The following is a 22,568-nucleotide window of genomic DNA, read 5'->3' on the forward strand; positions in this document are numbered from 1 at the left end:
CTCCCGCCGAATTTTCAATGTTGTCGAATGCACGCGACGCGCCGTCGCGCGTGTGCGTTCGTGTTGCGCGCGGCGCCAGCCGCGTGCGTTCTCCGTTCGCGTGCCGTCCGGCCGCGCGCCTTCGTGCGTGCGCCGCTGCCGATCGCCCGTGCCGATTATCCGCAACCGACAGGAGTGCAGATGAACTCAGACGACAGTAGTCGATTACCGCTCGCCGGTGCGACGCTGCGCATCGACACGCCGACCGCACCATGCGCGCCGGCGAGCGTTCCCGCTTTCCCCGATCCCAATCCGATCGCGCCTGACGCGACGCGGCGGGGAGCGCTCGTGCGTCGATAACGTTACGGTCGCTCCCCGCCCGCCGCCTCGTGCGCAAGGAGCGACTCATGACACGACACAACACATCGCAAAAGAAACAGCGCGGCTTCATCAAGGCTGGTGCAGGCCAGCAGAACGAACCGCGCATCATGCGCGCCGCGCAGGAAGCGGCCCGCCCGCTCGAGGACACGCTGAAGTCGCTGCATACCAGCACGCGCGGCCTCACCTACGATCAGGCCGCCGACCGTCTGCAGCACTACGGCCCGAACGAAATCGCGCACGACAAGCCGCCGCACTGGACCCGCCAGCTGCTGCTCTCGTTCCACAACCCGTTCGTCTACGTGCTGCTGGTGCTGGCCGCGATCAGCTTCTGCACCGACGTCTGGTTCGCCGCGCCCGACGATCGCGACTATGTCGGCATGACGATCCTGCTGACGATGGTCACGATCAGCGCGCTGCTGCGCTTCGTGCAGGAATTCCGTTCGCTGCGTGCGGCCGAGAAGCTCAAGGCGATGGTCCGCACGACCGCCACCGTGCAGCGTGCGATGACCGATACGTCAGAGCCGACGCGCCGCGAGGTGCCGATGCGCGAAGTCGTGACCGGCGACATCGTGCACCTGTCGGCCGGCGACATGATCCCTGCCGACGTGCGCCTGCTCGCATCGCGCGACCTGTTCATCAGCCAGGCCGTGCTGACCGGCGAGGCACTGCCCGTCGAGAAGTACGACACGCTCGGCGCGGTGGCCGGCAAATCCGCCAGCACGCGCGCGGCCGGCGCGGCGACCGACACGTCGGCATCGCTGCTCGATCTCGAGAACGTCTGCTTCATGGGCACCAACGTCGTCAGCGGGACGGCGACGGCCGTCGTCGTCGCGACCGGCGAAGACACGTACTTCGGTTCGCTCGCGCGCAACGTCGTGAGCCACAAGCGCATCGAGACGAGCTTCGATCGCGGCGTGTCGAGCGTGAGCTGGCTGCTGATCAAGTTCATGTTCGTGATGGTGCCGATCGTGTTCATGATCAACGGCCTAACCAAGGGCGACTGGCTGAGCGCGCTCACGTTCGCACTCGCGGTGGCCGTCGGCCTGACGCCCGAAATGCTGCCGATGATCGTCAGCGCGAACCTCGCGCGCGGCGCGATCGCGATGGCGCGCCGCAAGGTCGTCGTCAAGCGGCTCAACTCGGTGCAGAACTTCGGCGCGATGGACGTGCTGTGCACCGACAAGACCGGCACGCTCACGCAGGACAAGATCATCCTCGAACATCACCTCGACCTGTCCGGTCACAAGAACGAGGAAATCCTGCGGCTCGGCTGGCTGAACAGCTTCCACCAGAGCGGCCAGAAGAACCTGATCGACATCGCGGTCGTCGCGCGTGCCGACGAGATCGGCGAACGCGTGAAGCCGCAGGGCTACAAGAAGATCGACGAGCTGCCGTTCGACTTCGTGCGGCGCCGCCTGTCGGTCGTCGTCGAGGACACGCGCGGCACGCACCTGCTGATCTGCAAGGGCGCGGTCGAGGAAATGCTGGCCGTGTCGACCCACGTCCAGGATGAAGACGGCATACGCCCGCTCGACTTCGTCGCACGCAAGCGGCTGCTCGAACAGGCCAACGCGTACAACGAGGACGGCTTCCGCGTGCTCGTGGTCGCGACCCGCACGATTCCGCGCGGCGACGAGCGCGCGCAGTACCGCACCGCCGACGAACACGATCTCGTCGTGCGCGGCTTCCTGACCTTCCTCGACCCGCCGAAGGAATCGGCCGCACCGGCACTCGCCGCGCTGCGCGAAAACGGCGTCGCGGTGAAGGTGCTGACGGGCGACAACGCGACCGTCACGATGAAGGTGTGCCGCCAGGTCGGCCTCGAACCCGGCAAGCCGATGCTCGGCGCGGAAATCGAAGCGCTCGACGACGCGACGCTCGCGCAGGTCGTCGAACGCACGACCGTGTTCGCGAAGCTCACGCCGCTGCAGAAGGCCCGCATCGTCAAGGCGCTGCAGGCGAACGGCCACACGGTCGGCTTCCTCGGCGACGGCATCAACGATGCGCCCGCGCTGCGCGACGCCGACGTCGGCATCTCGGTCGACAGCGGCGCCGACATCGCGAAGGAAACCGCCGACATCATCCTGCTCGAGAAGAGCCTGATGGTGCTCGAGGAAGGCGTGATCAAGGGCCGCGAGACGTTCGGCAACATCCTGAAGTACCTGAACATGACCGCGAGCTCGAACTTCGGCAACGTGTTCTCGGTGCTCGTCGCCAGCGCCTTCCTGCCGTGGGAGCCGATGCTCGCGACGCAGCTGCTCGTGCTGAACCTGATCTACGACACGTCGCAGATGCTGCTGCCGTGGGACAAGATGGATCCCGAGTTCCTGAAGAAGCCGCGCAAGTGGGAAGCCGGCAACATCAGCCGCTTCATGCTGTGGGTCGGGCCCACGTCGTCGGTGTTCGACATCACGACGTACATCCTGATGTGGACCGTGTTCGGCGCGGGCGCGATGTATCACCTGAACGGCGGCACGGGCGGCCAGATCGTGATGAACTCCGGCTGGTTCATCGAGAGCCTCGTGTCGCAGACACTCGTCGTGCACCTGCTGCGCACGCAGAAGATCCCGTTCCTGCAAAGCACGGCGTCGCTGCCGGTGCTGCTGTCCACGTTCACCGCGATCGCGATCGGCTGCTGGCTGCCGTTCTCGCCGTTCGCGGACGCGATCGGCTTCATGCACCTGCCGGGCACCTTCTGGCTGTGGCTCGTCGCGACGATGGTCGGCTACATCATGCTCGCGCAGATCGTCAAGACGATCTACGTGCGCCGCTACAAGCAGTGGTTCTGATTCCGTTCGGATAACGACTGGCCGGCCCGTGCCACACGCGCGGGCCGGCCGCTCACGACGCTTTACAGGTAATGCGATGAAAAGATTCCTTCCGCTCGCAACCGCGAGCGCCCTCCTCGCGCCGCTCGACGCCTTTCCTGCTCATCCGCTCGTCAGCGACGATACGGGCACGCAGGGCAACGCGAACTGGCAATTCGAGTTCAACGGCGAGGAAACCTCGAAACAGGAAGAAAACGGCCGCCACCAGTTGTGGAACGCGACGCTCACGCGCGGGTTCGGCGAACACGTGGACCTCTACGTCAACGCGCCTTACACGCATCTGCAAACGCGGACCGACGAAAACGGCGCAGGCATCGGCGATGTCGAGATCGGCATGAAATGGCGCTTCGTCGAACGCGGGCCGCTGTCGCTCGCGCTGAAACCGAAGGTGACGATCCCGACCGGCAACGACGAGCGCGGGCTCGGCACGGGCCGCGCCGGCACCGGCGCGACGCTGCTCGCGCAGGCCGACGTCGGGCGCTTTTCGCTGCTCGCGAATGCCGGCTTGACCTACCAGCCGAATCGCCAGGGCGACCTCACGTCGATCTGGGCGGTATCGGGTGCGGCGATCTACAAGGCGACCGACCGGCTGCAGCTCGTGGCCGATGTCGGCCTGTCGCGCAACACGGAAAGCACCGCCGGCGCGAATCCGGCGTTCGTGCTGGCCGGCGTGATCTATTCGCCGACGCGCTGGCTCGATCTCGACGTCGGTTACCGGCACGGGCTGAACGACCAGACCTACCGTCATTCGGTGATGGGCGGCGTGACCGCGCGCTGGTAATACCCGGCGTCGCGCGTCGCACGCGTCGAACCGCCATACGACGGGCCGCATCAGCGGCCCGTTTTTTCATTCATCGGGTGTCGTTCGCGCCGAACAGTTGCGCGCACACGGCGCGCCCTTCGTCGGTCAGCGCAGCGCTGCCGGTACCGTCCTCGTTCAGCGTCGTCGCGGTGAGGCCGGCGCCGTCGAGCTGCGTCAGCACGCGGCGCAGCGTGCTCATCGGCAGTTGCGTGCGTTTCGCGATCTTCGGCAGTGACCACGTTTTGCCGGCCGGATCGCTCGCGGCGTCGTTCAGCGTCGCGAGCGTCGCAACGAGTGCGGGATCGAGTGGGGATTCGTCGGATTCTGAAGTCATCGGTTCGGTCTGTAGCGGACAGGATATTCGTTCGGGCATTCAGCGCCGGTTGCGGACACTATATCGCTTCGCCCGTCACGCGCCCTTGATCGCGGCACGCATGAACGACACGAAATGCGTCGTGACGGGATCCTCGCGGCCCGACAGCCACGCGAGCCCCACACGCCACTTCGCGTCCCGGCCGTCGAGCGGCAGCACCGTCGCGTCGCGCAGCAGGTACTGCGCGCGAGACGGGATGAACGCGACGCCGACGCCGGCCGCGACCGACGTCAGCACCGACTGCACATCCTCCGCCTGCTGCATTACGTGCGGCACGAAGCGGCGCTCGACGCACCATCGGTCGATCTGCGCGGCCAGCCCCGGGCCGCGCGCACGCTGCAGCGCGATGAAGCCGATCTCGTTGAGCACGTCGAGGTCGGCCGGCACGCGCTTGAAGCCGAGGTGCGGCGGCACCGCGAGCGCGAGCCCTTCGTCGATCACCTTGAACGACGACAGCCCTTCGTCGGACGGCAGGCGCAGGAAACCGGCGTCGAGCTTGCCGGCGCGCAGCCGACGCGTCTGCTCGGACGACGACAGGTCGCTCAGCGTGACGGCGATGCCCGGATTGCGGCGCCGGAATTCCGCGACGAGCTTGGGCACGAGCGTCAGCACGGACAGGCAGATGCCGAGCCGCAGATGCCCGCGCTGCCCGCTGGTCGCTTCTCGCGCTCGCGCGAGGATCTCGTCGGCATCGCGCACGAGCGCCTGCGCGTCGGGCAGGAAGCGTTCGCCGAACGGCGTCAGCTCCGCGCCGTGCCGCCCGCGCTCGAACAGCTTGCCGCCGAGGCTCGCCTCGAGCGCGCCGATCTGCTTGCTCAGCGCCGGCTGGCTCATGTGCAGCGCATCGGCCGCGCGGCTGAAATGGCACAGCTCGGTGACCGTCAGGAACGTTCGCAGCAGTTTCAGTTCCATTCTTCAAAGGAATCGTAACGATCGAAATATTCATTTTACCGATCGAATGCGATGGCGTTCAATACGGACATGCCCTTCCCGGAATTAACCGTCATGTCCCTGGATCATGTGCCCGAATGCGTGGCCGACACCGCGTGCGATGCCGCGGTCGCGAACGAACGCACTGCCACGGTAGAAGCGTACGCACCGAAGCGTCGTGCCGAACGCACCGACGGACGCAGCCGCCGCTTTCGCTTCGGCGATGCGCTCGAGAACACGCCGCCACGCGCCGTGACGGGTTCGATCGCGATCAGTTTCGCGGTCGTGTCGCGGCGGAACTGGCCGCGTTGATCGACCCCACGAAACCGCCCCGCATCCGCCCGGATCATGCGTCATTGTGTGCACTCCAATCGTCATCGCCACGCAATCGACCTTATAATTTCCCGCACCCGCTGACCGCCCATGCATTCCGCGCAGCCGCATCGCGCGTGAAAAGGAGACTTTCGCTTGACCGGCCTCATCGCGCACCTGCCTCGCGCCCGGACCACCCTGATCCTCGCCCTCTCGTTCCTGCTGCTCGCGTTCGCCGCGAACGCATCCGCGCAGCCGCATCGCACCACGCACGTCCAGCCCCATGCGCATGCGAAGGCCGTCAAGAAGAAACCTCATCGCAAGAACAAGGCCGTCAAGCACCACCGCCCGCGCGCGAAGCATCAAGCCATCAAGCGTCATGCGGCACCGGCGCCGCAGCAGCGCCGCGCGAAGCGCACCACCGCCGTACGCCCGCGCCCGGCGGCCGCGAAACCGCGCCTGCTCGCCAGTTGCGGCTACAACCCGCGCGCGGTCGGGGCGCTGCATTCACGCGCGGCCTACGTGCTCGACGTCGACTCCGGCACACCGCTGCTGGCGCGCAACGCGCGCACCGTGCGGCCGATCGCATCGATCTCGAAACTGATGACGGCCGTCGTCGCGCGCGACGCCGCTCGTCCGCTGAACGGCGTGCTGCGCGTCACCGCGCATGATCGCGACACGATCAAGTTCACCGGGTCGCGACTGCAGGTCGGCTCGGAACTGTCGCGCCGCGACATGTTCCATATCGCGCTGATGTCGTCGGAAAACCGCGCGGCCGCCGCGCTGAGCCGCGACTATCCGGGCGGGCGCACCGCGTTCGTCAAGGCAATGAACCGCGAAGCACGCCGGCTCGGCATGCGCCATACGCACTTCCGGGAGCCGACCGGCCTGTCGCCGCACAACGTGTCGACGGCCGAGGATCTCGCGCGGCTCGTCGGCGCGGCCGCGCAGGATCCGCTGATCCGCTATTTCTCGACGGATACGTCGACCACCGTGCGCCCCGGCGACGGCGAACTGGTCTACGTGAATTCCGACCCGCTCGTGCGCTACCGCCGCCTGCCGATCCGACTGCAGAAGACCGGCTTCATCAACGAATCGGGACATGGCGTCGTGATGCGCATGCGCGTGAAGGGGCGCCGCGAAACGGTCGTGCTGCTCGGCGCGCCGACGCGTGCCGGCGTATCGAGCGATGCCCTCAAAATCCATCGCTGGCTGACCTGCTCGATCCAGTAAGCACACGCAGGCGGCCGGCGCATTCACCCTACGGGAGCGATGCCATGCAGGACGAATACCGCTTTAACGCATTCGGACGGCTGCTCGCCGTCGTGCGCACGAACGGCCGCTGGGCCGTGTTCGATCTCGGCACCGAAGGCAAGCGGCGCCCGGCCGACCTGCATGTTCCGTCCGCGCTCGCCGCGGACGAACTCGCGCAATACCTCGGCGACCTGCTGCACGAAGACGCCACCCCGAAATACAGCGAAGTCGTGCCGGTCGCCCTGCCGCGTCGCACATAACCGCGCGCCGCGGGGCGCGCGATCCGGCGGTTAATTCGACAGTTAAACTTGCAAGTTTAACTGTCGTGTTCTATGATCCGCCGCATGAACCCGCCACGCAAACCCGGCGTTTCCGCCGACCTCGTCGCCGCCGACCTGACCCTCGCGGTCGGCCAGTTGATCCGCCGCCTCCGCTCCGAGGTCGAATCCGAAGGGTTCGGCATGTCCCAGAGCAGCGCGCTCGCCCGGCTCGAACAGCAGGGGCCGATGACGACCGCCGACCTCGCGCGCGCCGAGGCCATGAAGCCGCAGTCGATGAAGGCGATCCTCGCGAGCCTCGAAGAGGAAGGTCTCGTCGAACGTGAGCCGCACCCGACCGACGGCCGCCAGATCCTGTTCCAGTTGACCGCGGTCGGCCTCGACGCACGGCGCAAGCGCCACATCGCGAAGCACCGGTGGCTCGGTGCCGCGATCGAAAAGCTCAATCCGGAAGAAATCCTCACGCTTGCCGCCGCGATCCCGCTGATCAGGCGAATCGGCGACCAGTGATTCCGGCGGACGCGCGCCGTGGCATGCGCGCGCCCGCCTCCCTTCGTCCATTCCACGGAGTCCCATCATGAGCGCAACCCGTCTCGACACGAATACGGCACTCGTCGTCATCGACCTGCAGAAAGGCATCGTCGCCCTCCCCACCGCCCATCCGGTCGCGCCGGTAGTCGCGCATGCCCGCGAACTGCTCGACGCGTTCCGCAGCCGCGGCCTGCCGGTCGTGCTCGTCAACGTCGCCGGCGGCGCACCGGGCCGCACGCAACAGCAGATGCGCGTGGACGCGCTCCCCGCCGACTGGACCGAACTCGTGCCCGAACTGAACCGGCAGCCGGGCGACCACGTCGTGACGAAAAAGACCTGGGGCGCGTTTACCGGCACGGATCTCGACGCGCACCTGAAGGCGGCCGGCGTCACGCAGATCGTGCTGACCGGCGTCGCGACCAGCATCGGCGTCGAATCGACCGCCCGGTACGCATTCGAACTCGGCTACAACGTGACGCTCGCCGTCGACGCGATGACCGACCTCAACGCGGATGCGCACGTGAACAGCGTCGAGCGCATCTTCCCGCGCCTCGGCGAAACGGGCTCGACGCAGGACATCATCGCGCTGCTCGACCAGCGCGGCGCGTGAGCGACGAACGCGCGCGGTCGACAGCGGGCCGCGCGGCCGGCCGGCTCGATCCGTCGATCTGGAAAGTCAGCGCGGTCGCGATGCTCGGCTCGCTGCTGGCGCAGCTCGACGCGACGATCGTCAACGTGTCGCTGTCGAGCCTCGCGACCGACCTGCACGCGAGCCTGTCGACGATCCAGTGGGTAACGAGCGGCTACCTGCTCGCGCTGACGCTGGTGCTGCCGCTGAACGGTTGGCTCGTCGACCGCATCGGCGCAAAGGCGCTGTACCTGTGGTGCTTCTCGGCATTCACGCTCACGTCGGCGCTGTGCGGGCTCGCGTGGTCCGCGCCGTCGCTGATCGCGTTCCGCGTGCTGCAAGGCGTCAGCGGCGGGCTGCTCGCGCCGATGGCGCAGATGATGATCGCGCGCGTCGCCGGCCAGCAGATGGCGCGCGTGATCGGCTACGCGGCGGTGCCCGTGCTGCTCGCACCGATCCTCGGCCCCGTCGTCGCCGGCGCGATCCTGCAGCACGCATCGTGGCGCTGGCTGTTTCTCGTGAACCTGCCCGTCGGCGTGCTGGCGCTCGCGCTGGCCGTGCGGTTCCTGCCCGGCGGCCGGGACGATGCGCAACGGCGCGAACTCGACTGGGTCGGCCTTGCGCTGCTGTCGCCGGGCCTCGTGCTGTTCCTGTACGGCGCCGAGCGGATCGGCTCGGCGATCGGTGTCGCCGCGATCGCGTGTTCGGTGCTGCTGCTCGCCGCGTTCCTGCGCTTCGAGCACTACAAGGGCGAGCATGCGCTGATCGATCTCAAGCTGTTTCGCGCTCGTGTCTTCGGCGCGGCGGCCGGCACCCAGTTCCTGTCGAACGGCGCGATGTACGCGGGCCAGATGCTGATCCCCGTGTTCCTGATCCAGGCGTGCGGGCGCTCGCCGGGCGAGATGGGCTGGCTGCTCGCGCCGCTCGGGCTCGGCATGCTCGTCACCTATCCGTTGATGGGCGCGCTGACGAGCCGGTTCGGCGTGCGCCGGCTGGCCGCCGCCGGCGCGCTGCTCGCGCTGTTCGCGACACTGCCGTTCGTGTTCCTCGCGCTGGCCGGCTACGATCCCTACGTGCTCGTGCCGGCGCTGTTTCTGCGCGGCATGGGCCAGAGCGCGATCGGCGCGCCGTCGATCACCGCCGCGTACGCGTCGGTCGAGCGCCGCAACCTGCCGATGGCGACCACCTCGCTCAATATCGTGCAGCGCCTCGGCGGACCGGCGTTCACGACGCTATGCACACTGTTCCTCGCGTGGCGGCTGCAGGCCGAATCGGCATCGATCGGCGGCACGCAAGCCAGCGCGTACGCATGGGCGTTCGGCCTGCTTTGCGCGCTGCATGCGGCGAGCGTCGTCACGACGCTGTGGCTGCCGTTGTGGTCGGCCGGCGCGGGCGGGCAACCTGCCGGCGGCGCACGCAGCGGTTCGCGCTGAACCTGAACGCTGCGCCGCGCCGCGCGCTGCGTCGCTACCGCAGCCACATCGGCACGATCGACACCACCAGCAGCACGCCGAGCCCGGCATTCAGGCAGCGCCACTGCCGCTCGGTGCGCAACACGCGCGCGAGCAGCAGCCCGGCGAAACACCACAGCGACAGCGACGCCATCGCGGCCACGCCGAACGCGAGCCCGAGCAACAGGCCGAGCCGCGCCGGGCCGGACGCGAGCGCGGCGAACGACGCCGCCGCGCCGAGCGTCATCGCCCAGCCCTTCGGGTTGTGCCAGAGCATCCAGACGCCGCTGACAAACCCTTGCGGCCGGTGCACGGCGGCATCGAGCCGGGGCTTGCCGCCGCGCCCGATGCGCACGGCCAGCCACACGAGATACACCGAACCGGCCGCCTTCATCGCGAGCTGCAACGCGGGCAGCGCAAGCAGCACGCCGCCGAGCCCGGCCGCGGCGGCCGCCGCCATCGACGCCAGGCCGGCCGCGATGCCCGTCATCAGCGGCAGCGAACGCCGATAGCCGAAATGAGCACCCGATGCGGTTGCGAGCGTCGTGGCGCCGCCCGGCGTCACGGTGGACACGATCACGAACAGCATCAGCGGCAGGTAGTCGCGAAGCGGCACGGAGGCTCCCGTTTGTCGTCGTCGAAGCTCCGTTTTTACCCGCGATCCTCACATCACGACAGCGAAAGCTTTTTATGCCTGCCATTAGCATTCATAATGCGACGCATGGCACGCAATCTCGACATCGCGCTGCTGCGCGCATTCGTCACGGTCGCCGATCATCGCAGCATGACGGCGGCCAGCCATGCGCTGCACCTGACGCAAGGCGCGATCAGCCAGCAGGTCGCGCGGCTCGAAACGCTGTCCGGCCCGCTGTTCGTCCGCGAGCATCGCAACCTGCTGCTCACGGCGGCCGGCGAGCGTCTGCTCGAGCAGGCGCGCCGGCTGCTCGCCGTGCACGATGCGCTGCTGACCGACCTGACGGCCGGCGCGGTCGAAGGCGCCGTTCGTCTCGGCGCACCGCAGGATCTCGTCGGCACCTGTCTCGCGCCGATCCTGAAAGCGTATGCGCAGGCGCATCCGCAGGTCGCGCTCACGCTCGTGTGCGCGGCGTCGCCGGAACTGCGCCGGGGGCTCGCGCAAGGCGACCTCGATGTCGCATTGATCGAGGCGCCGGTCGGGTCGTCGCGCGGCGAGTGCATCGCCGTCGACCGTCTGGTCTGGGTCGGCGCGAAAGGCGGCACCGCGCACCGAAACACGCCGCTGCCCGTGTCGATGGTCGCGCAGTCCTGCGCGTTCCGCCCGACGGTGCTCGACGCGCTGCGCGACTGCGATCGCGCATGGCGCACCCTGTTCGAAAACGGCAGCATCGACGCGACGGCCGCGACCGTGCGCGCCGATCTCGCGGTGACCGTCTGGCTCGCGTCCACCGTGCCGGCCGACCTCGACATCCTGCCGGCCGGCAGCGGCCTGCCCGCGCTGCCGAACTTCGCGATCAACCTTCATCTGCCGCGCGGCCAGCGCACGCCGGCCGCGACGGAGCTGGCCCGCCACCTGCGCAACGGCTTCGCACGCTTGCGCGCGGCCGCCTAGGGCCGGCTCGCGTTACACGGTGCCCGGCTCCTGCGGTGCCGGCGTCGTGCCCGCCGCCTCCAGCGCCTGATGCAGCGTCGGGAAAATGCACGGCGCGCCGACGATCTCCGTGATCCGGTGACGGTCCATGTCCGCGCGCAGGTAGCGGTTCACACGGCCGAACAGCACGCCGATCCCGCGCGCGTGCAGCGTCTTGACGAGATCGGTCAAGGTCCGCGCGGCGGAATAGTCGAGGTCGGTAATCGCGCCCGCATCGACGATGAACCAGCGCGGCGGCACGGGCGCCGCATCGACGAGCTCGGTCACTTCGCCGGCGAACAGATGGTCGTTCGCGAAGAACAGGTCGGAGCCGAACCGGTAGACGATCAGCCCCGGCGCCGTCATCGAACCGGGCCGCGTGGGCACCGGCTGCCACCGTCCGTTACCCGCGACGGGTTCGAGCACCATCGTGTGCGGCTGGTAGCTGTGGCGCACGTGCCGCATCAGCGACAGCGCGATCGCCAGCAGGATGCCGTGCTCGACGCCGACCGTCACGACGGCCGCGGCCGTCACCAGCGCGAGCGTGAATTCGCCGGGGCTTTCCTTGCGGATCGCCGCGAGGCTGCGCACGTTGATCAGCCCGAGCGCGATCGTGAACACGATGCCGGCCAGCACGGCGTGCGGCAGATACTGCAAATACGTGCTGAGGAACAGCAGCACGACGACCACGACGGCGGCAAACGCAAGGTGCCCGATCTGGCTGCGCACGCCCGCGCCGTCGGCCATCGCCGTCTGCGTCGGGCTGCCGTTGACGACGAACGCGCCGCCGACCGCCGCGGCCGCATTCGCAGCCGCGAGGCCGAGGATGTCGGCGTTGGTGTCGACGTCCTCGCCGTACTGCTGAGCGAACACGCGCGCGGCGGCCGCGCTCTGCGCGATGATCATCACGAAGCACGACGCGGCAACCGGCACGAGATCGAGGAACTGCTGCCACGTAACGGACGGCCAGCGCAGCGGCGGCAACCCGCCCGCGACCGGCCCGAGCACCGCGATGCCGTGCGCGGCGAATCCGAACGCGTAGCTCGCGGCGATGCTGCCCGCGACCGCGATCATCGGCATCGGCACGCGCGGCAGGAACCGCTTGCACGCGAGAATCGCGACGACCACGAGCGCGGCCAGCGCGAATGTCGGCCCGTTCGCGTGGACCAGATGCGTGACGACATAGTCGAGCTGTGCAAGGCTGCGCGAGGCCGGGTACGGCACGGCCAGGCCGAACATGTCGCCGAGCATCGCGATCGACACCTGCACGCCGACACCGGCGAGAAAACCGACCAGCACCGTACGCGACAGGAAATCGGCGAGAAAGCCGAGTTTGAAGACGCGCGCGAGCAGCAGCATCGCTGCGGTCAGCAGCGCGACCATGCCGGCCAGCGCGACATAGTCGGCGCTGCCGGCCGGCGCCATCGACGAAAGCCGGCTCGCGAAGATCGTCGCGGTCGCGGAATCGGCGGCGACCACGAGATGGCGCGACGCACCGAAGCACGCGAACGCGACGAGCGGCAGGAACACCGTATAGAGGCCCGTGACGGCCGGCATGCCGGCGATGCGCGCATAACCGAGCACCTGCGGGATATCCATCGACGCGAGCGAAATGCCCGCGAAGATGTCGCGAATGGCCGCCGCGCGGCGGATCGGGAGGATGCCTTTCAGCAGCCGCACGCCTGACGGACGGCTTTCGTTGGAATCTTGCATGCGTGAAATGCGTGGATACGAAGTGACGTGGTTCGCGAAGTCGTTCGCGCATCGTGCCCCGAGCAGGCATCGCATGGCAAGTGCGCGAAAGCGTTGCGTGTCGCTCACCGTCGCCGGATTGGCCGCAAGCGACAACAAGCAATACACCGGCAACGCATGCGATGCCGGCATGATGGCATGAATCGCAGGCCGGGCGCCTTCGCCCGCGAAGGCCCGCCGTAGCGGCTTCGAGCCGATCGCGGGACTAAACGAAATGCATCCGGCGACAGGCGTACGCATCGGCTTGCGGTGATGCGAGTTCGCCATTCGCCTTCACCGGATTACAGAGGAGACCTGCACAATGGTGAGGATATTCGGGAGCCGCGCGACGCACATTCACGGCACGCGCCCGGAACCCGATGGCACAATCACGGTCCCTTTCATGTGCCCTTCGCCGGGCACGCGCCGCATCGCGGCGCCGATTCAACGCACCAGCAGGCCCTGTCCGCCCCGTTTGCCCCATGACTCTGAATGAAGCTTCGTTTGCGCCGCTCGTCGGCATCCTCGTCCTGCTCGCCGCTGCCGGCGCGATCACCGCGGCCGTCCATTTCCTGCTGTTTCGCGTGGTGGCACGGCTCGCACGGCTGTCCGCCACGAGTGTCGACGACGCACTGTTCGAGTTCGGCGCGTTCAAGTGGCTGAACCGCATCGTCCCGTTCGTTGTGATCAAGCTCGGGCTCGGCGCGGTGCCCGGCATTCCGGACCGCGCCGCGCAGGCCACCGACAAGGTGCTGTTCGCGCTGATCGTGTTCCTCGTGACGATGACCATCAGCGCAACGCTGTCCGCGCTCGAACACACGCACCGCACGCACCAGCGCGATCAGCCGCGCCTGTCGCTGAAAGGCGCGATGCAGCTCGTCAAGCTCGTGATGTTCATCACGGCCGCGCTCGTCGTGATCGGCGATGCGACCGGCAAGCAGATCGGCCTGCTGCTGTCCGGCATCGGCGCGATGTCCGCGGTGCTGATGCTGATCTTCAAGGACACGCTGCTCGGCCTCGTCGCGGGCGTGCAATTGTCGTCGAACGACATGCTGCGGATCGGCGACTGGATCACGATGCCGTCGGCCGGCGCGGACGGCACGGTGATCGACATCACGCTGAACACGGTCAAGGTCGCGAACTTCGATCACACGATCATCACGGTGCCGACCTGGAAACTGATCACCGAGAGCTACCAGAACTGGCGCGGGATGACCGAAGCGGGCGGCCGCCGCATCAAGCGCGCGCTGTTCGTCGACGCGACGAGCGTGCGCTTTCTCGCCGACGACGAGATCGAACGGCTCGAACGCCTGACGCTGCTGAAGGACTATCTCGAGGACAAGGTCGACGCGATCGAACAATGGAACGGCTCGCTCGGCGCGGCCGGCGACTGCCCGGCGAACCGCCGCCAGTTGACGAATCTCGGCACGTTCCGCGCGTATGTCGCGAACTACCTGAAGGGCCATCCGCGCATTCGCCGCGACATGACCTGCATGGCACGCCAGCTGCCGCTCACGGCCGAAGGCATTCCGCTCGAACTGTACTGCTTCACCGATACGACGTCGTGGGTCGACTACGAAACCATCCAGGCCGACCTGTTCGACCACCTGATCGCGGTGCTGCCGGAGTTCGGCCTGCGCGTGTACCAGCATCCGTCGGGCTTCGACATGCGGCAGATGGCCGGCGCCGCGCAAACCGCGCTGCAGGCGCCGCGCGCCGGTTGATGCAAGCGACGGCGGCCGCCCGGCACGGCGCTCAGCGCGCCGCGCACTCCGACGCGAGCCGCCCCAGCACCTTCAGCGCGTCCTCGATCTGCCGCGACCACGGGTAGCTGTAGTTGAGCCGGATGAAATGCCGGTAATCGGTGCCCGCCGAGAACATGTGCCCGGGCCCGACCGTGATCCGCTGCGCGAGCGCGAGCGTATACAGCTTCATCGCATCGACCTGAGGCGGCAGCTCGACCCACAGCACATACCCGCCCTGCGGCTGCGACAGCCGCGTGCCTTCCGGGAAGAAGCGCCGCACCATCGCGCTCATCAGGCTCGCCTGCTGCGCGTACTGCTTGCGCATGCGCCGCAGGTGGAAATCGTAGCCGTCGTATTTCAGGTACTCGGCGATCGCGAGTTGCTCGATCGCGGGCGTCGCGAGCGTGTTCAGGAATTTCAGCTTCTCGACCTGGTCGCGGTAGCGGCCCGGCATCGCCCAGCCGATCCGGTAGCGCGGCGACAGGCTTTTCGTGAACGACGCGCAATGCAGCACGAGCCCGTCGCGGTCGAACGACTTCAGCGCGCTCGGCGTCGTGTCGCCGAAGTGCAGCTCGTGATACACGTCGCTCTCGATCGCCGGCACGCCGTGCTTCGCCAGCAGCTCGACGAGTGCGCGCTTGCGCGCGTCGGGCATCTGGAAACCGAGCGGATTCTGGAAATTCGGCATCACCATGCACGCGGCGATGCGCTCGCGCTCGAGGATCCGTTCGAGCGCGTCGAGATCGATGCCGTCGCCCGGGTGCGTTGCGACTTCCAGCGCGCGCATGCCCATCCGCTCGATCGCGTGCAGCATCGCGTAGAACGTCGGCGACTCGACGGCGATCGTGTCGCCCGGCTTCGCGACGGCCTGCAGGCACAGGTTGATCGCCTCGGTCGCGCCGATCGTCATCACGATCTCGCCCGGCTCGACCGCGATCCCGCGCTCCGCATAACGCCGCGCGATCTGGCGGATCAGTTCCTGGTTACCGGGCGGCAGATCGTCGATCACGCCCCAGCGCGTGCGGCGGCGCCCGATCGTCTGCGCATAGCGCGCGAGGCGCTGCACCGGGAACTGCGATGCATCGGGATACGGCGAGCCGAGCGGCACCGCGTCGTCGCGCGCGATCGAGCGCAGCGTCGACAGCACGAGCCGGCTCACGTCCACGGCCGACGGTTCGGCGGCCGGCGCCGACGTGTGCAGTTCCGCTTCGGCCGGCGCCGACGCGCGTGCCCGCACGAAATAACCCGACTGCGGCCGGCTTTCGATCAGGCCGCGGCTTTCCAGCACGAGGTACGCACGCAGCACGGTCGTGACGCTCAGCTGCTGTTGCCGGCTCGCCTGCCGCACCGACGGAATCCGCTCGCCGGGCCGGTACACGCCACGCTCGATCTGCGCCTGGAGATCGTCGGCCAGTTGTTCGTAACGCTTCACGCGCCTTCCTTTCAATTGCCATTCAACAACACAGTTGCGATCCGCACTGTCTGAATGGCCGCAACTGTACTCTTTTTTGAAGTGAACAGGTGTACACACAGCCCGGCGGGCGCCCCGCGTACTCTGCAGCCATCGACCCCGACACCCGCTGCATCATGAAAAAGAAATCCGCCACCGCGCGCATCGAACCGTACACCCACCCGGCAGCCGGCTGGGGCGCGCTGAAAGCCGTCACGATCAACCTGATCAAGGAAAAGGTCGCGGGCGGCAACTACCGCACGCTGCTGCGCCAGAACCAGCCGGACGGCTTCGACTGCCCCGGCTGTGCGTGGCCCGACCGCCAGCACGCGTCGACGTTCGAATTCTGCGAAAACGGCGTGAAGGCCGTGGCCGCCGAAGCGACCAGCAAGCGCGTGACACCCGAATTCTTCGCCGCGCACACGGTCACCGAATTGCTCGAACAGTCGGACTTCGAACTCGAACAGCACGGCCGGCTCACCGACCCGATGGTGTACGACGCGCAGACCGACCGCTACGTGCCGATCGCGTGGGACGACGCGTTCGAGCTGATCGCACGCCACCTGCGTGCACTGCCCGACCCGAACCAGGCCGCGTTCTACACGTCCGGCCGCGCGAGCAACGAAGCGGCGTTCCTGTATCAACTGCTCGTGCGGCTGTACGGCACGAACAACTTCCCCGACTGCTCGAACATGTGCCACGAGGCGACCAGCCGCGGGCTGCCGGCCTCGGTCGGCGTCGGCAAGGGCACCGTCACGCTCGACGATTTCGAGCACGCGGACACGCTGCTGATCTTCGGCCAGAACCCGGCGACCAACCATCCGCGGATGATGGGCGAGCTGCGCGAATGCGCGAAGCGCGGCGCGACGATCGTATCGATCAACCCGCTGAAGGAGCGCGGCCTCGAACGTTTCGCCGATCCGCAAAGCCCGCTCGAGATGCTGACGATGTCGGGCACCAGGATCGCATCGACGTTCATCCAGCCGACCATCGGCGGCGATTTCGCGCTGATCAAGGGGATGGCGAAGCGCGTGCTCGAACTCGACGACGCCGCGCGCGCCGCCGGTGCGCCGCGCGTGCTCGACACCGCGTTCATCGGCGAGCACACGGCCGGCTTCGACGCATTCGCCGACGACCTGCGCAACGAAAGCTGGTCCGCGCTGACGGCCGAAAGCGGCGTGCCGTACGAGCAGATCGACGGCCTCGCGCAGCTCTATGCGCGCAGCGAACGCGTGATCGCGACGTGGGGCATGGGCATCACGCAGCACAAGCATTCGGTCGCCACCGTGCAGATGCTGTCGAACCTGATGCTGATGCGCGGCAACATCGGCCGACCCGGCGCGGGCCTGTGCCCGGTGCGCGGGCACTCGAACGTGCAGGGCAACCGCACGGTCGGCATCGAGGAAAAACCGACCCAGGCGTTCCTCGACCGGCTCGGCCACGTGTTCGATTTCGAACCGCCGCGCCACCACGGCTACGACGTCGTCGAGACGATCGAGGGGATGCTCGAAGGCCACGTGAAGGTGCTGATCGGCCTCGGCGGCAACTTCGCGATGGCGACGCCCGATACGCCGCGCACGTGGGAAGGCATGCGCCGCTGCGATCTCTCGGTGCACATCACGACGAAACTGAACCGCAGCCACCTGATCCACGGCCGCGACGCGCTGATCCTGCCGACGCTCGGCCGCACCGAGATCGACCTGCAGGACAACGTCGCGCAAGGCGTGACGGTCGAGGATTCGATGAGCATGGTCCACGTGTCGTACGGGATGAACAAGCCGGCGTCGCCGAACCTGATGTCGGAGCCCGCGATCGTCGCGCACATGGGCCACGCGCTGTTCGGCAGCGGCAAGATCGACTGGCTCGCGTACAAGGACGACTACGCGAAGATCCGCGACGCGATCGAGGCGACGCTCGACGGCTTCTACGACTACAACACGCGCATCGCGCGGCCGGGCGGCTTCCACCTGCGCGTCGCATCGCGCGACCGCGAATGGCTCACGCCGACGGCCAAGGCAAACTTCATCGCGCACGCGCTGCCGACCGACACGCCGATCCAGCGCGCCCGCGCGCTGCACGGCGAACGCCTGATGACGCTGATGACGACGCGCTCGCACGACCAGTACAACACGACCGTCTACGGGCTCGACGACCGCTATCGTGGCGTGTTCGGCCAGCGCCGCGTGGTGTTCGCCAACCGCGACGATCTCGCGATGCTCGGCCTGCAGGCCGGCGACTGGGTCGATATGGAAACCGTGTGGCACGACGGCATCGAGCGGCGTGCGGACGGCTTCCTGCTGGTCGAGTACGACATCCCGCGCGGCTGCATCGGTGCGTACTACCCGGAAACCAACCCGCTCGTGCCGCTCGACAGCGTCGGCGACGTGTGCAACACGCCGACGTCGAAGTCGGTGCCCGTGCTGCTGCATCGCGCGGCCGCGCCGGCGTCGATGGCCGCCTGACGGAGCACCACGATGATCGTTCGTCCGCGCGAGCACTGGCTGCGGATGCTGCTGGTCTGGAACGGCTCGGTACTGCCGACCATCCTGCCGCAGCTCGTGCTGACGCTCGCGATCAGCCTCGTCGCGGTGTGGGGCGGCGGCCGCGTGCTCGGCGAGAAGGTGCCGCTGAACCCGACGCCGTTCACGCTGATCGGGCTCACGCTGGCCATCTTCGCGGGGTTTCGCAACAACGCGAGCTACGACCGCTACCGCGAGGCGCGGCAACTCTGGGGCGGCGTGCTGACCGCCACGCGCACGCTCGTGTCGCAGGCGCTCTGCTACGGCGCGATCGACCGCGACGACGCCGCGCGGCGCGCGTTCGTGCGAACAGTCGTCGCATTCGTCTATGCGCTGAAGCATCAACTGCGCGGCACCGATCCGGCCGGCGACCTGCGCGGGCTGCTCGACGACGATGCCTACGCGCGCATCGCCGCGTCCCGGTTCCGCCCGGTCGCGATCGTCCACGGGCTGCGGGAAGCGTTCGCCGCGCGCGCCGATGCGGGCCGCCTCGCCGACACGCGCCTGTGGATGCTCGACGCGCGCCTCGACGAACTCGTCGCGATGGTGAGCGGCTGCGAGCGCATCGCGTCGACGCCGATCCCGTTCTCGTACGACGTGCTGCTGCACCGGACCATCTATGCGTACTGCGTGCTGCTGCCGTTCGGCCTCGTCGACTCGATCGGCGCGGCGACGCCGTTCGTCACCGTGTTCGTCGCGTATACGCTGATCGCGCTCGACGCGATCGCGCATGCAATCGCCGAGCCGTTCGGCGACGGGCCGAACCATCTCGCGCTCGACGCGATCACGCGGCAAATCGAGCGCTCGCTGCTCGAACTGAACCGCGAGCCGCTGCCTGCGGAAGTGACGCCCGGGCCGTCCTACCGGCTCAGCTGACCCGGCGCCGCCCGCGTCGCAAACAGCAGACGTAATAAAGACTTGCAATCGATACAGGCGGAAACGTCAACAGCCGGGGCCCGCTCCGCGTTTTTTTCTCAAGCGCCCACGATCCGGACGCACAACGACAGGAGAAAACACCATGCGAGCCTTTACCCGCCACCTCGCGATTGCCGCCACCCTGATGTCGGTGCTGACCGGCACCGCGTTCGCCGACACGCAGTGGCAGCAGGCGCATCCGCGCCGCGAAGAGGTCAACCAGCGCCTCGCGAACCAGAATCGCCGCATCCATCACGAAGTGAAGGAGGGCGAGATGTCGCACGCACAGGCCGCGCGCCTGCACCGTGACGACCACAAGATCCGCCAGGAAGAGCGGGACATGGCTGCGCAGGATCACAGCCACATCACCAAGAGCGAACAGCGCGTGCTGAACCAGCAAGAGAATTCGGTCAGCAACAAGATCGGCCAGTAAGCGACCACAACAAGCGCCCAAGCGCCCTCACCTGAAACGCCCGCTGCCGTGGTCCGGCAGCGGGTGCTTGTTGTATCGATTCGTTTCAGCGTGACATTCGTGTCAAATGCCGCGGGTATACTCCGTCGTCAACTGCCCGCCGTGTCGACCGTCAAAACGGCCCGATTCCGGGCGGTTTCGTCGCGAAGCTTCGCGTTTCGCCTCCCCCGCGCCCCAGCCTCGATACGAGACACTCGACGACCGACCATGAAACGATTCCTGCTGCTCCTTCCCGCCGCCCTGCTCGCCGCCTGCGGCTCCGCGCCCTCGTCCGACTCGGCCTCGTCATCCGGCGTGACACCGATGATCTACGTGTCGTCGCAACGTCCGGCTTACGCGATCGCCAACTGCCTCGACAGCCGTCTGTCAGGGTCCGAGCAGTCGCAGCACAACGGCGTGACCGACATCTCCGTCGGCTCGAATTCGTACTTCGTCACGCTTACGCCGTCGGGCAACGGTTCGGTCGTCAAGGTCGTGCGCGGCTCGGGCAGCGAGCCGCCCGAAGAAGCGATGCGTTTCGCGATCGCGCGCTGCGTGATCTGACGCCTTCCGGCGCCGGGCGCCCGCCCGGCCCGCTCCTGCGCGCCACCGCGCGCACGCCGAATATTTTCATCCGGGTGGCCGTCGATGAGAGAATCGCACCCACGATTCCCTTTCGATGGAGCCCGCATGAAGCACCTGCTGTCCCGGCTGTTCGTCAGCGCCGCGCTCGTCGCGCTTGTTCCGGCGTTGCCGGCGCAGGCAGCCACGCCGCCCGGCATCTTCGTCGTCGCCACGCAGCTCGGCGAATTCACGACCCTCGACCCGAGCGGGATCTACGAACTGGTGCCGTCCGAGTACGTCGCGAACACCTACGAACGCCTGGTGCGCGTCGACCTGAAGGACCCGACGCGCTTCGACGGACAGATCGCGCAATCGTGGACGGTCAGCGCCGACGGCCTGACCTACACGTTCAAGCTGCGCCCCGGCCTCACGTTCCACTCCGGCAATCCGGTGACCGCCGACGACGTCGCGTGGTCGCTGCAGCGCACCATCCTGCTCGACAAGGGGCCGGCCGGCGTGCTCGCCGATCTCGGCCTCACGAAGACGAACGTGATGCAGAAGGTGCGCGTGGTCGACCCGCAGACCGTCGTGCTCGAAACCGACCGCAAGTACGCGCCGAGCTTCGTGCTCAACGTGCTGAGCGCCTGCCCGGCGTCGGTCTTCGACAAGAAACTGCTGCTGTCGCACCAGCAGGGCAACGATTTCGGCAGCGGCTGGCTCCGAACCAACGACGCGGGCTCGGGCCCGTACCAGCTCGCCAAGTGGACGCCGAACGAGAGCATCGTGCTGCAGCGTTTCGATAAATACCGCACGCCGTACCCGATGAAGCGCATCGTGCTGCGCCACGTGCCCGAAGCGTCCGCGCAACGGCTGCTGCTGGAGAACGGCGACGTCGACGCCGCGCGCAACCTGAGCCCCGACAGCCTCGCCGCGCTGACGAAGGCCGGCAAGATCAAGGTCGCGTCGTGGCCGGTGTCCGCGCTGCTGTACCTGAGCCTGAACACGAAGAACCCGAACCTCGCGAAGCCCGAAGTGCAGCAGGCGATGAAATGGCTCGTCGACTACGACGGCATCCAGCGCAACATCGTCAGCACGACCTACAAGGTGCATGAAACCTTCCTGCCCGAAGGCTTCCTCGGCACGCTGAACGCGCGGCCGTACAAGCAGGACGTCGCGAAGGCGAAGGCGCTGCTCGCGAAGGCCGGGTTGCCGAACGGCTTCGACGTGACGATGGACATGCCGAACGACTATCCGTACATCGAGATCGCACAGGCGCTGCAGGCGAACTTCGCGCAGGGCGGCATCCGCGTGAAGCTGATCCCCGGCGATGCGAAACAGGCGATCGGCAAGTACCGCGCACGCCAGCACGACATCTTCGTCGGCGAATGGTCGCCCGACTACATGGACCCGAACAGCAACGCGCGCGGCTTCGCATGGAATCCGGACAATTCGGACCAGTCGCCGACCAAGATGCTCGCGTGGCGCAACAGCTGGGACATTCCGCAACTGACGAAGGACACCGAGGCCGCGCTCGTCGAGCCGTCGCCCGCGAAGCGCGCGCAGCGCTACGAGGCGCTGCAGAAGGCCGTGCTCGCGAACTCGCCGTTCATCATCATGTTCGAGAAGGTCGTGCAGGTCGCGACGCGCCCCGGTACGACCGGGCCGGAAATCGGGCCGATCAACGACCTCGTGTCATACCGGACGCTCGCGAAATAATGGCGGCCTCCCGCGCGGCCGGCAATGCCGCCGCGCGGGTAATCGCCGCGGGCCACCGCGCCTGCGCTAGGCCGTGCGGCGGCGGCGATCTACAATAACCGACGCCACGGGAGGCCGGCCGCGC

The 22,568-nt window shown here is 67.7% G+C and carries 20 protein-coding genes; 15 read left to right on the plus strand and 5 right to left on the minus strand.

The genetic code is table 11. The features are described from left to right. The first annotated feature begins 386 nt into the window (after positions 1–386). Together mgtA and ACN22W_RS23485 are read left to right on the plus strand one after the other, a co-directional pair. Positions 387–3,149: a magnesium-translocating P-type ATPase gene (gene mgtA, locus ACN22W_RS23480; protein WP_419689591.1), complete on the plus strand. Its 2,763-nt coding sequence runs from the start codon at positions 387–389 to the stop codon at positions 3,147–3,149. 76 nt (positions 3,150–3,225) lie between these two features. After that, on the plus strand, positions 3,226–3,969 hold the full coding sequence (locus tag ACN22W_RS23485) for a transporter (protein ID WP_419689592.1): 744 nt from the start codon (positions 3,226–3,228) through the stop codon (positions 3,967–3,969). Positions 3,970–4,039: 70 nt separating this feature from the next. On the opposite strand, the gene ACN22W_RS23490 is transcribed toward ACN22W_RS23485, so the two are convergent. Both ACN22W_RS23490 and ACN22W_RS23495 read right to left on the minus strand, forming a co-directional pair. Then, positions 4,040–4,324, minus strand: coding sequence for a transcriptional regulator (locus ACN22W_RS23490; RefSeq protein ID WP_419689593.1), 285 nt, complete (start codon positions 4,322–4,324; stop codon positions 4,040–4,042). Between the two features lie 75 nt (positions 4,325–4,399). Beyond that, positions 4,400–5,275 (minus strand): LysR family transcriptional regulator, encoded by an 876-nt coding sequence (locus ACN22W_RS23495; RefSeq protein WP_193100328.1) that lies wholly within the window; start codon positions 5,273–5,275, stop codon positions 4,400–4,402. A 51-nt stretch (positions 5,276–5,326) separates the two neighbouring features. Here ACN22W_RS23495 and ACN22W_RS23500 point away from each other — a divergent pair, with 51 nt between their 5' ends. The 6 genes from ACN22W_RS23500 to ACN22W_RS23525 all read left to right on the plus strand — a co-directional run bounded on the left by ACN22W_RS23500 (position 5,327) and on the right by ACN22W_RS23525 (position 9,729). Next, the gene (locus ACN22W_RS23500; RefSeq protein WP_419689594.1) at positions 5,327–5,605 is read left to right on the plus strand and encodes a hypothetical protein; all 279 of its coding nucleotides are present in this window, start codon (positions 5,327–5,329) and stop codon (positions 5,603–5,605) included. Positions 5,606–5,761: 156 nt separating this feature from the next. After that, a complete protein-coding gene (locus ACN22W_RS23505; protein ID WP_419689595.1) occupies positions 5,762–6,838 on the plus strand; it encodes a serine hydrolase in 1,077 nt (358 codons plus the stop codon). A gap of 44 nt (positions 6,839–6,882) precedes the next feature. After that, on the plus strand, positions 6,883–7,119 hold the full coding sequence (locus ACN22W_RS23510) for a DUF7661 family protein (protein WP_419689596.1): 237 nt from the start codon (positions 6,883–6,885) through the stop codon (positions 7,117–7,119). Between the two features lie 72 nt (positions 7,120–7,191). After that, positions 7,192–7,647, plus strand: a complete 456-nt coding sequence (locus ACN22W_RS23515) for a MarR family winged helix-turn-helix transcriptional regulator (protein WP_193100324.1) — start codon at positions 7,192–7,194, stop codon at positions 7,645–7,647. 67 nt (positions 7,648–7,714) lie between these two features. After that, positions 7,715–8,278 (plus strand): isochorismatase family protein, encoded by a 564-nt coding sequence (locus tag ACN22W_RS23520; protein ID WP_412024351.1) that lies wholly within the window; start codon positions 7,715–7,717, stop codon positions 8,276–8,278. Continuing rightward, positions 8,275–9,729: a DHA2 family efflux MFS transporter permease subunit gene (locus ACN22W_RS23525; protein WP_419689597.1), complete on the plus strand. Its 1,455-nt coding sequence runs from the start codon at positions 8,275–8,277 to the stop codon at positions 9,727–9,729. The genes ACN22W_RS23520 and ACN22W_RS23525 overlap by 4 nt, the downstream gene beginning before the upstream one ends. A 34-nt stretch (positions 9,730–9,763) precedes the next feature. Here the strand turns inward: ACN22W_RS23525 and ACN22W_RS23530 are convergent, their stop codons facing one another. Then, entirely contained in the window at positions 9,764–10,363 is a 600-nt protein-coding gene (locus ACN22W_RS23530) for a LysE family translocator (protein ID WP_343493299.1), read from the minus strand. Positions 10,364–10,459: 96 nt separating this feature from the next. On the opposite strand from ACN22W_RS23530, the gene ACN22W_RS23535 reads away from it, so the two are divergent. Further along, the gene (locus ACN22W_RS23535) at positions 10,460–11,335 is read left to right on the plus strand and encodes a LysR substrate-binding domain-containing protein (RefSeq protein WP_419689598.1); all 876 of its coding nucleotides are present in this window, start codon (positions 10,460–10,462) and stop codon (positions 11,333–11,335) included. Between the two features lie 12 nt (positions 11,336–11,347). Here the strand turns inward: ACN22W_RS23535 and ACN22W_RS23540 are convergent, their stop codons facing one another. After that, positions 11,348–13,066 (minus strand): SulP family inorganic anion transporter, encoded by a 1,719-nt coding sequence (locus ACN22W_RS23540; RefSeq protein ID WP_419689599.1) that lies wholly within the window; start codon positions 13,064–13,066, stop codon positions 11,348–11,350. Between the two features lie 500 nt (positions 13,067–13,566). Here ACN22W_RS23540 and ACN22W_RS23545 point away from each other — a divergent pair, with 500 nt between their 5' ends. Further along, on the plus strand, positions 13,567–14,808 hold the full coding sequence (locus tag ACN22W_RS23545) for a mechanosensitive ion channel family protein (protein ID WP_419689600.1): 1,242 nt from the start codon (positions 13,567–13,569) through the stop codon (positions 14,806–14,808). A gap of 31 nt (positions 14,809–14,839) precedes the next feature. Here ACN22W_RS23545 and ACN22W_RS23550 read toward each other — a convergent pair whose 3' ends face one another. Beyond that, on the minus strand, positions 14,840–16,261 hold the full coding sequence (locus ACN22W_RS23550) for a PLP-dependent aminotransferase family protein (RefSeq protein ID WP_419689601.1): 1,422 nt from the start codon (positions 16,259–16,261) through the stop codon (positions 14,840–14,842). A 155-nt stretch (positions 16,262–16,416) separates the two neighbouring features. On the opposite strand from ACN22W_RS23550, the gene ACN22W_RS23555 reads away from it, so the two are divergent. The 5 genes from ACN22W_RS23555 to ACN22W_RS23575 all read left to right on the plus strand — a co-directional run bounded on the left by ACN22W_RS23555 (position 16,417) and on the right by ACN22W_RS23575 (position 22,444). Further along, a complete protein-coding gene (locus ACN22W_RS23555; RefSeq protein WP_412024345.1) occupies positions 16,417–18,741 on the plus strand; it encodes an FdhF/YdeP family oxidoreductase in 2,325 nt (774 codons plus the stop codon). Positions 18,742–18,753: 12 nt separating this feature from the next. Next, positions 18,754–19,674 carry a bestrophin family protein gene (locus tag ACN22W_RS23560; RefSeq protein WP_419689602.1) on the plus strand — a complete coding sequence of 307 codons (921 nt, stop codon included), beginning with the start codon at positions 18,754–18,756 and terminating at the stop codon, positions 19,672–19,674. Between the two features lie 142 nt (positions 19,675–19,816). Further along, a complete protein-coding gene (locus ACN22W_RS23565; protein ID WP_343493293.1) occupies positions 19,817–20,146 on the plus strand; it encodes a hypothetical protein in 330 nt (109 codons plus the stop codon). Between the two features lie 246 nt (positions 20,147–20,392). Next, entirely contained in the window at positions 20,393–20,728 is a 336-nt protein-coding gene (locus tag ACN22W_RS23570; protein ID WP_419689603.1) for a sugar ABC transporter ATPase, read from the plus strand. A gap of 126 nt (positions 20,729–20,854) precedes the next feature. Then, a complete protein-coding gene (locus tag ACN22W_RS23575) occupies positions 20,855–22,444 on the plus strand; it encodes an ABC transporter substrate-binding protein (protein WP_412024342.1) in 1,590 nt (529 codons plus the stop codon). Positions 22,445–22,568: the final 124 nt, after the last annotated feature.

The sequence above is a fragment of the Burkholderia theae genome (assembly GCF_048565265.1).
Lineage (GTDB): Bacteria > Pseudomonadota > Gammaproteobacteria > Burkholderiales > Burkholderiaceae > Burkholderia > Burkholderia theae.

Excerpts from the sequence above, each read along its gene's own strand:
- ACN22W_RS23490 (WP_419689593.1), bottom strand. The coding sequence starts at position 4,324 with ATGACTTCAGAATCCGACGAATCCCCACTCGATCCCGCACTCGTTGCG.
- ACN22W_RS23515 (WP_193100324.1), top strand. The coding sequence starts at position 7,192 with ATGATCCGCCGCATGAACCCGCCACGCAAACCCGGCGTTTCCGCCGAC.
- ACN22W_RS23560 (WP_419689602.1), top strand. The coding sequence starts at position 18,754 with ATGATCGTTCGTCCGCGCGAGCACTGGCTGCGGATGCTGCTGGTCTGG.
- ACN22W_RS23510 (WP_419689596.1), top strand. The coding sequence starts at position 6,883 with ATGCAGGACGAATACCGCTTTAACGCATTCGGACGGCTGCTCGCCGTC.
- ACN22W_RS23545 (WP_419689600.1), top strand. The coding sequence starts at position 13,567 with ATGACTCTGAATGAAGCTTCGTTTGCGCCGCTCGTCGGCATCCTCGTC.
- ACN22W_RS23575 (WP_412024342.1), top strand. The coding sequence starts at position 20,855 with ATGAAGCACCTGCTGTCCCGGCTGTTCGTCAGCGCCGCGCTCGTCGCG.
- ACN22W_RS23565 (WP_343493293.1), top strand. The coding sequence starts at position 19,817 with ATGCGAGCCTTTACCCGCCACCTCGCGATTGCCGCCACCCTGATGTCG.
- ACN22W_RS23540 (WP_419689599.1), bottom strand. The coding sequence starts at position 13,066 with ATGCAAGATTCCAACGAAAGCCGTCCGTCAGGCGTGCGGCTGCTGAAA.
- ACN22W_RS23520 (WP_412024351.1), top strand. The coding sequence starts at position 7,715 with ATGAGCGCAACCCGTCTCGACACGAATACGGCACTCGTCGTCATCGAC.
- mgtA (WP_419689591.1), top strand. The coding sequence starts at position 387 with ATGACACGACACAACACATCGCAAAAGAAACAGCGCGGCTTCATCAAG.
- ACN22W_RS23570 (WP_419689603.1), top strand. The coding sequence starts at position 20,393 with ATGAAACGATTCCTGCTGCTCCTTCCCGCCGCCCTGCTCGCCGCCTGC.
- ACN22W_RS23535 (WP_419689598.1), top strand. The coding sequence starts at position 10,460 with ATGCGACGCATGGCACGCAATCTCGACATCGCGCTGCTGCGCGCATTC.
- ACN22W_RS23500 (WP_419689594.1), top strand. The coding sequence starts at position 5,327 with ATGGCGTTCAATACGGACATGCCCTTCCCGGAATTAACCGTCATGTCC.
- ACN22W_RS23485 (WP_419689592.1), top strand. The coding sequence starts at position 3,226 with ATGAAAAGATTCCTTCCGCTCGCAACCGCGAGCGCCCTCCTCGCGCCG.
- ACN22W_RS23495 (WP_193100328.1), bottom strand. The coding sequence starts at position 5,275 with ATGGAACTGAAACTGCTGCGAACGTTCCTGACGGTCACCGAGCTGTGC.
- ACN22W_RS23555 (WP_412024345.1), top strand. The coding sequence starts at position 16,417 with ATGAAAAAGAAATCCGCCACCGCGCGCATCGAACCGTACACCCACCCG.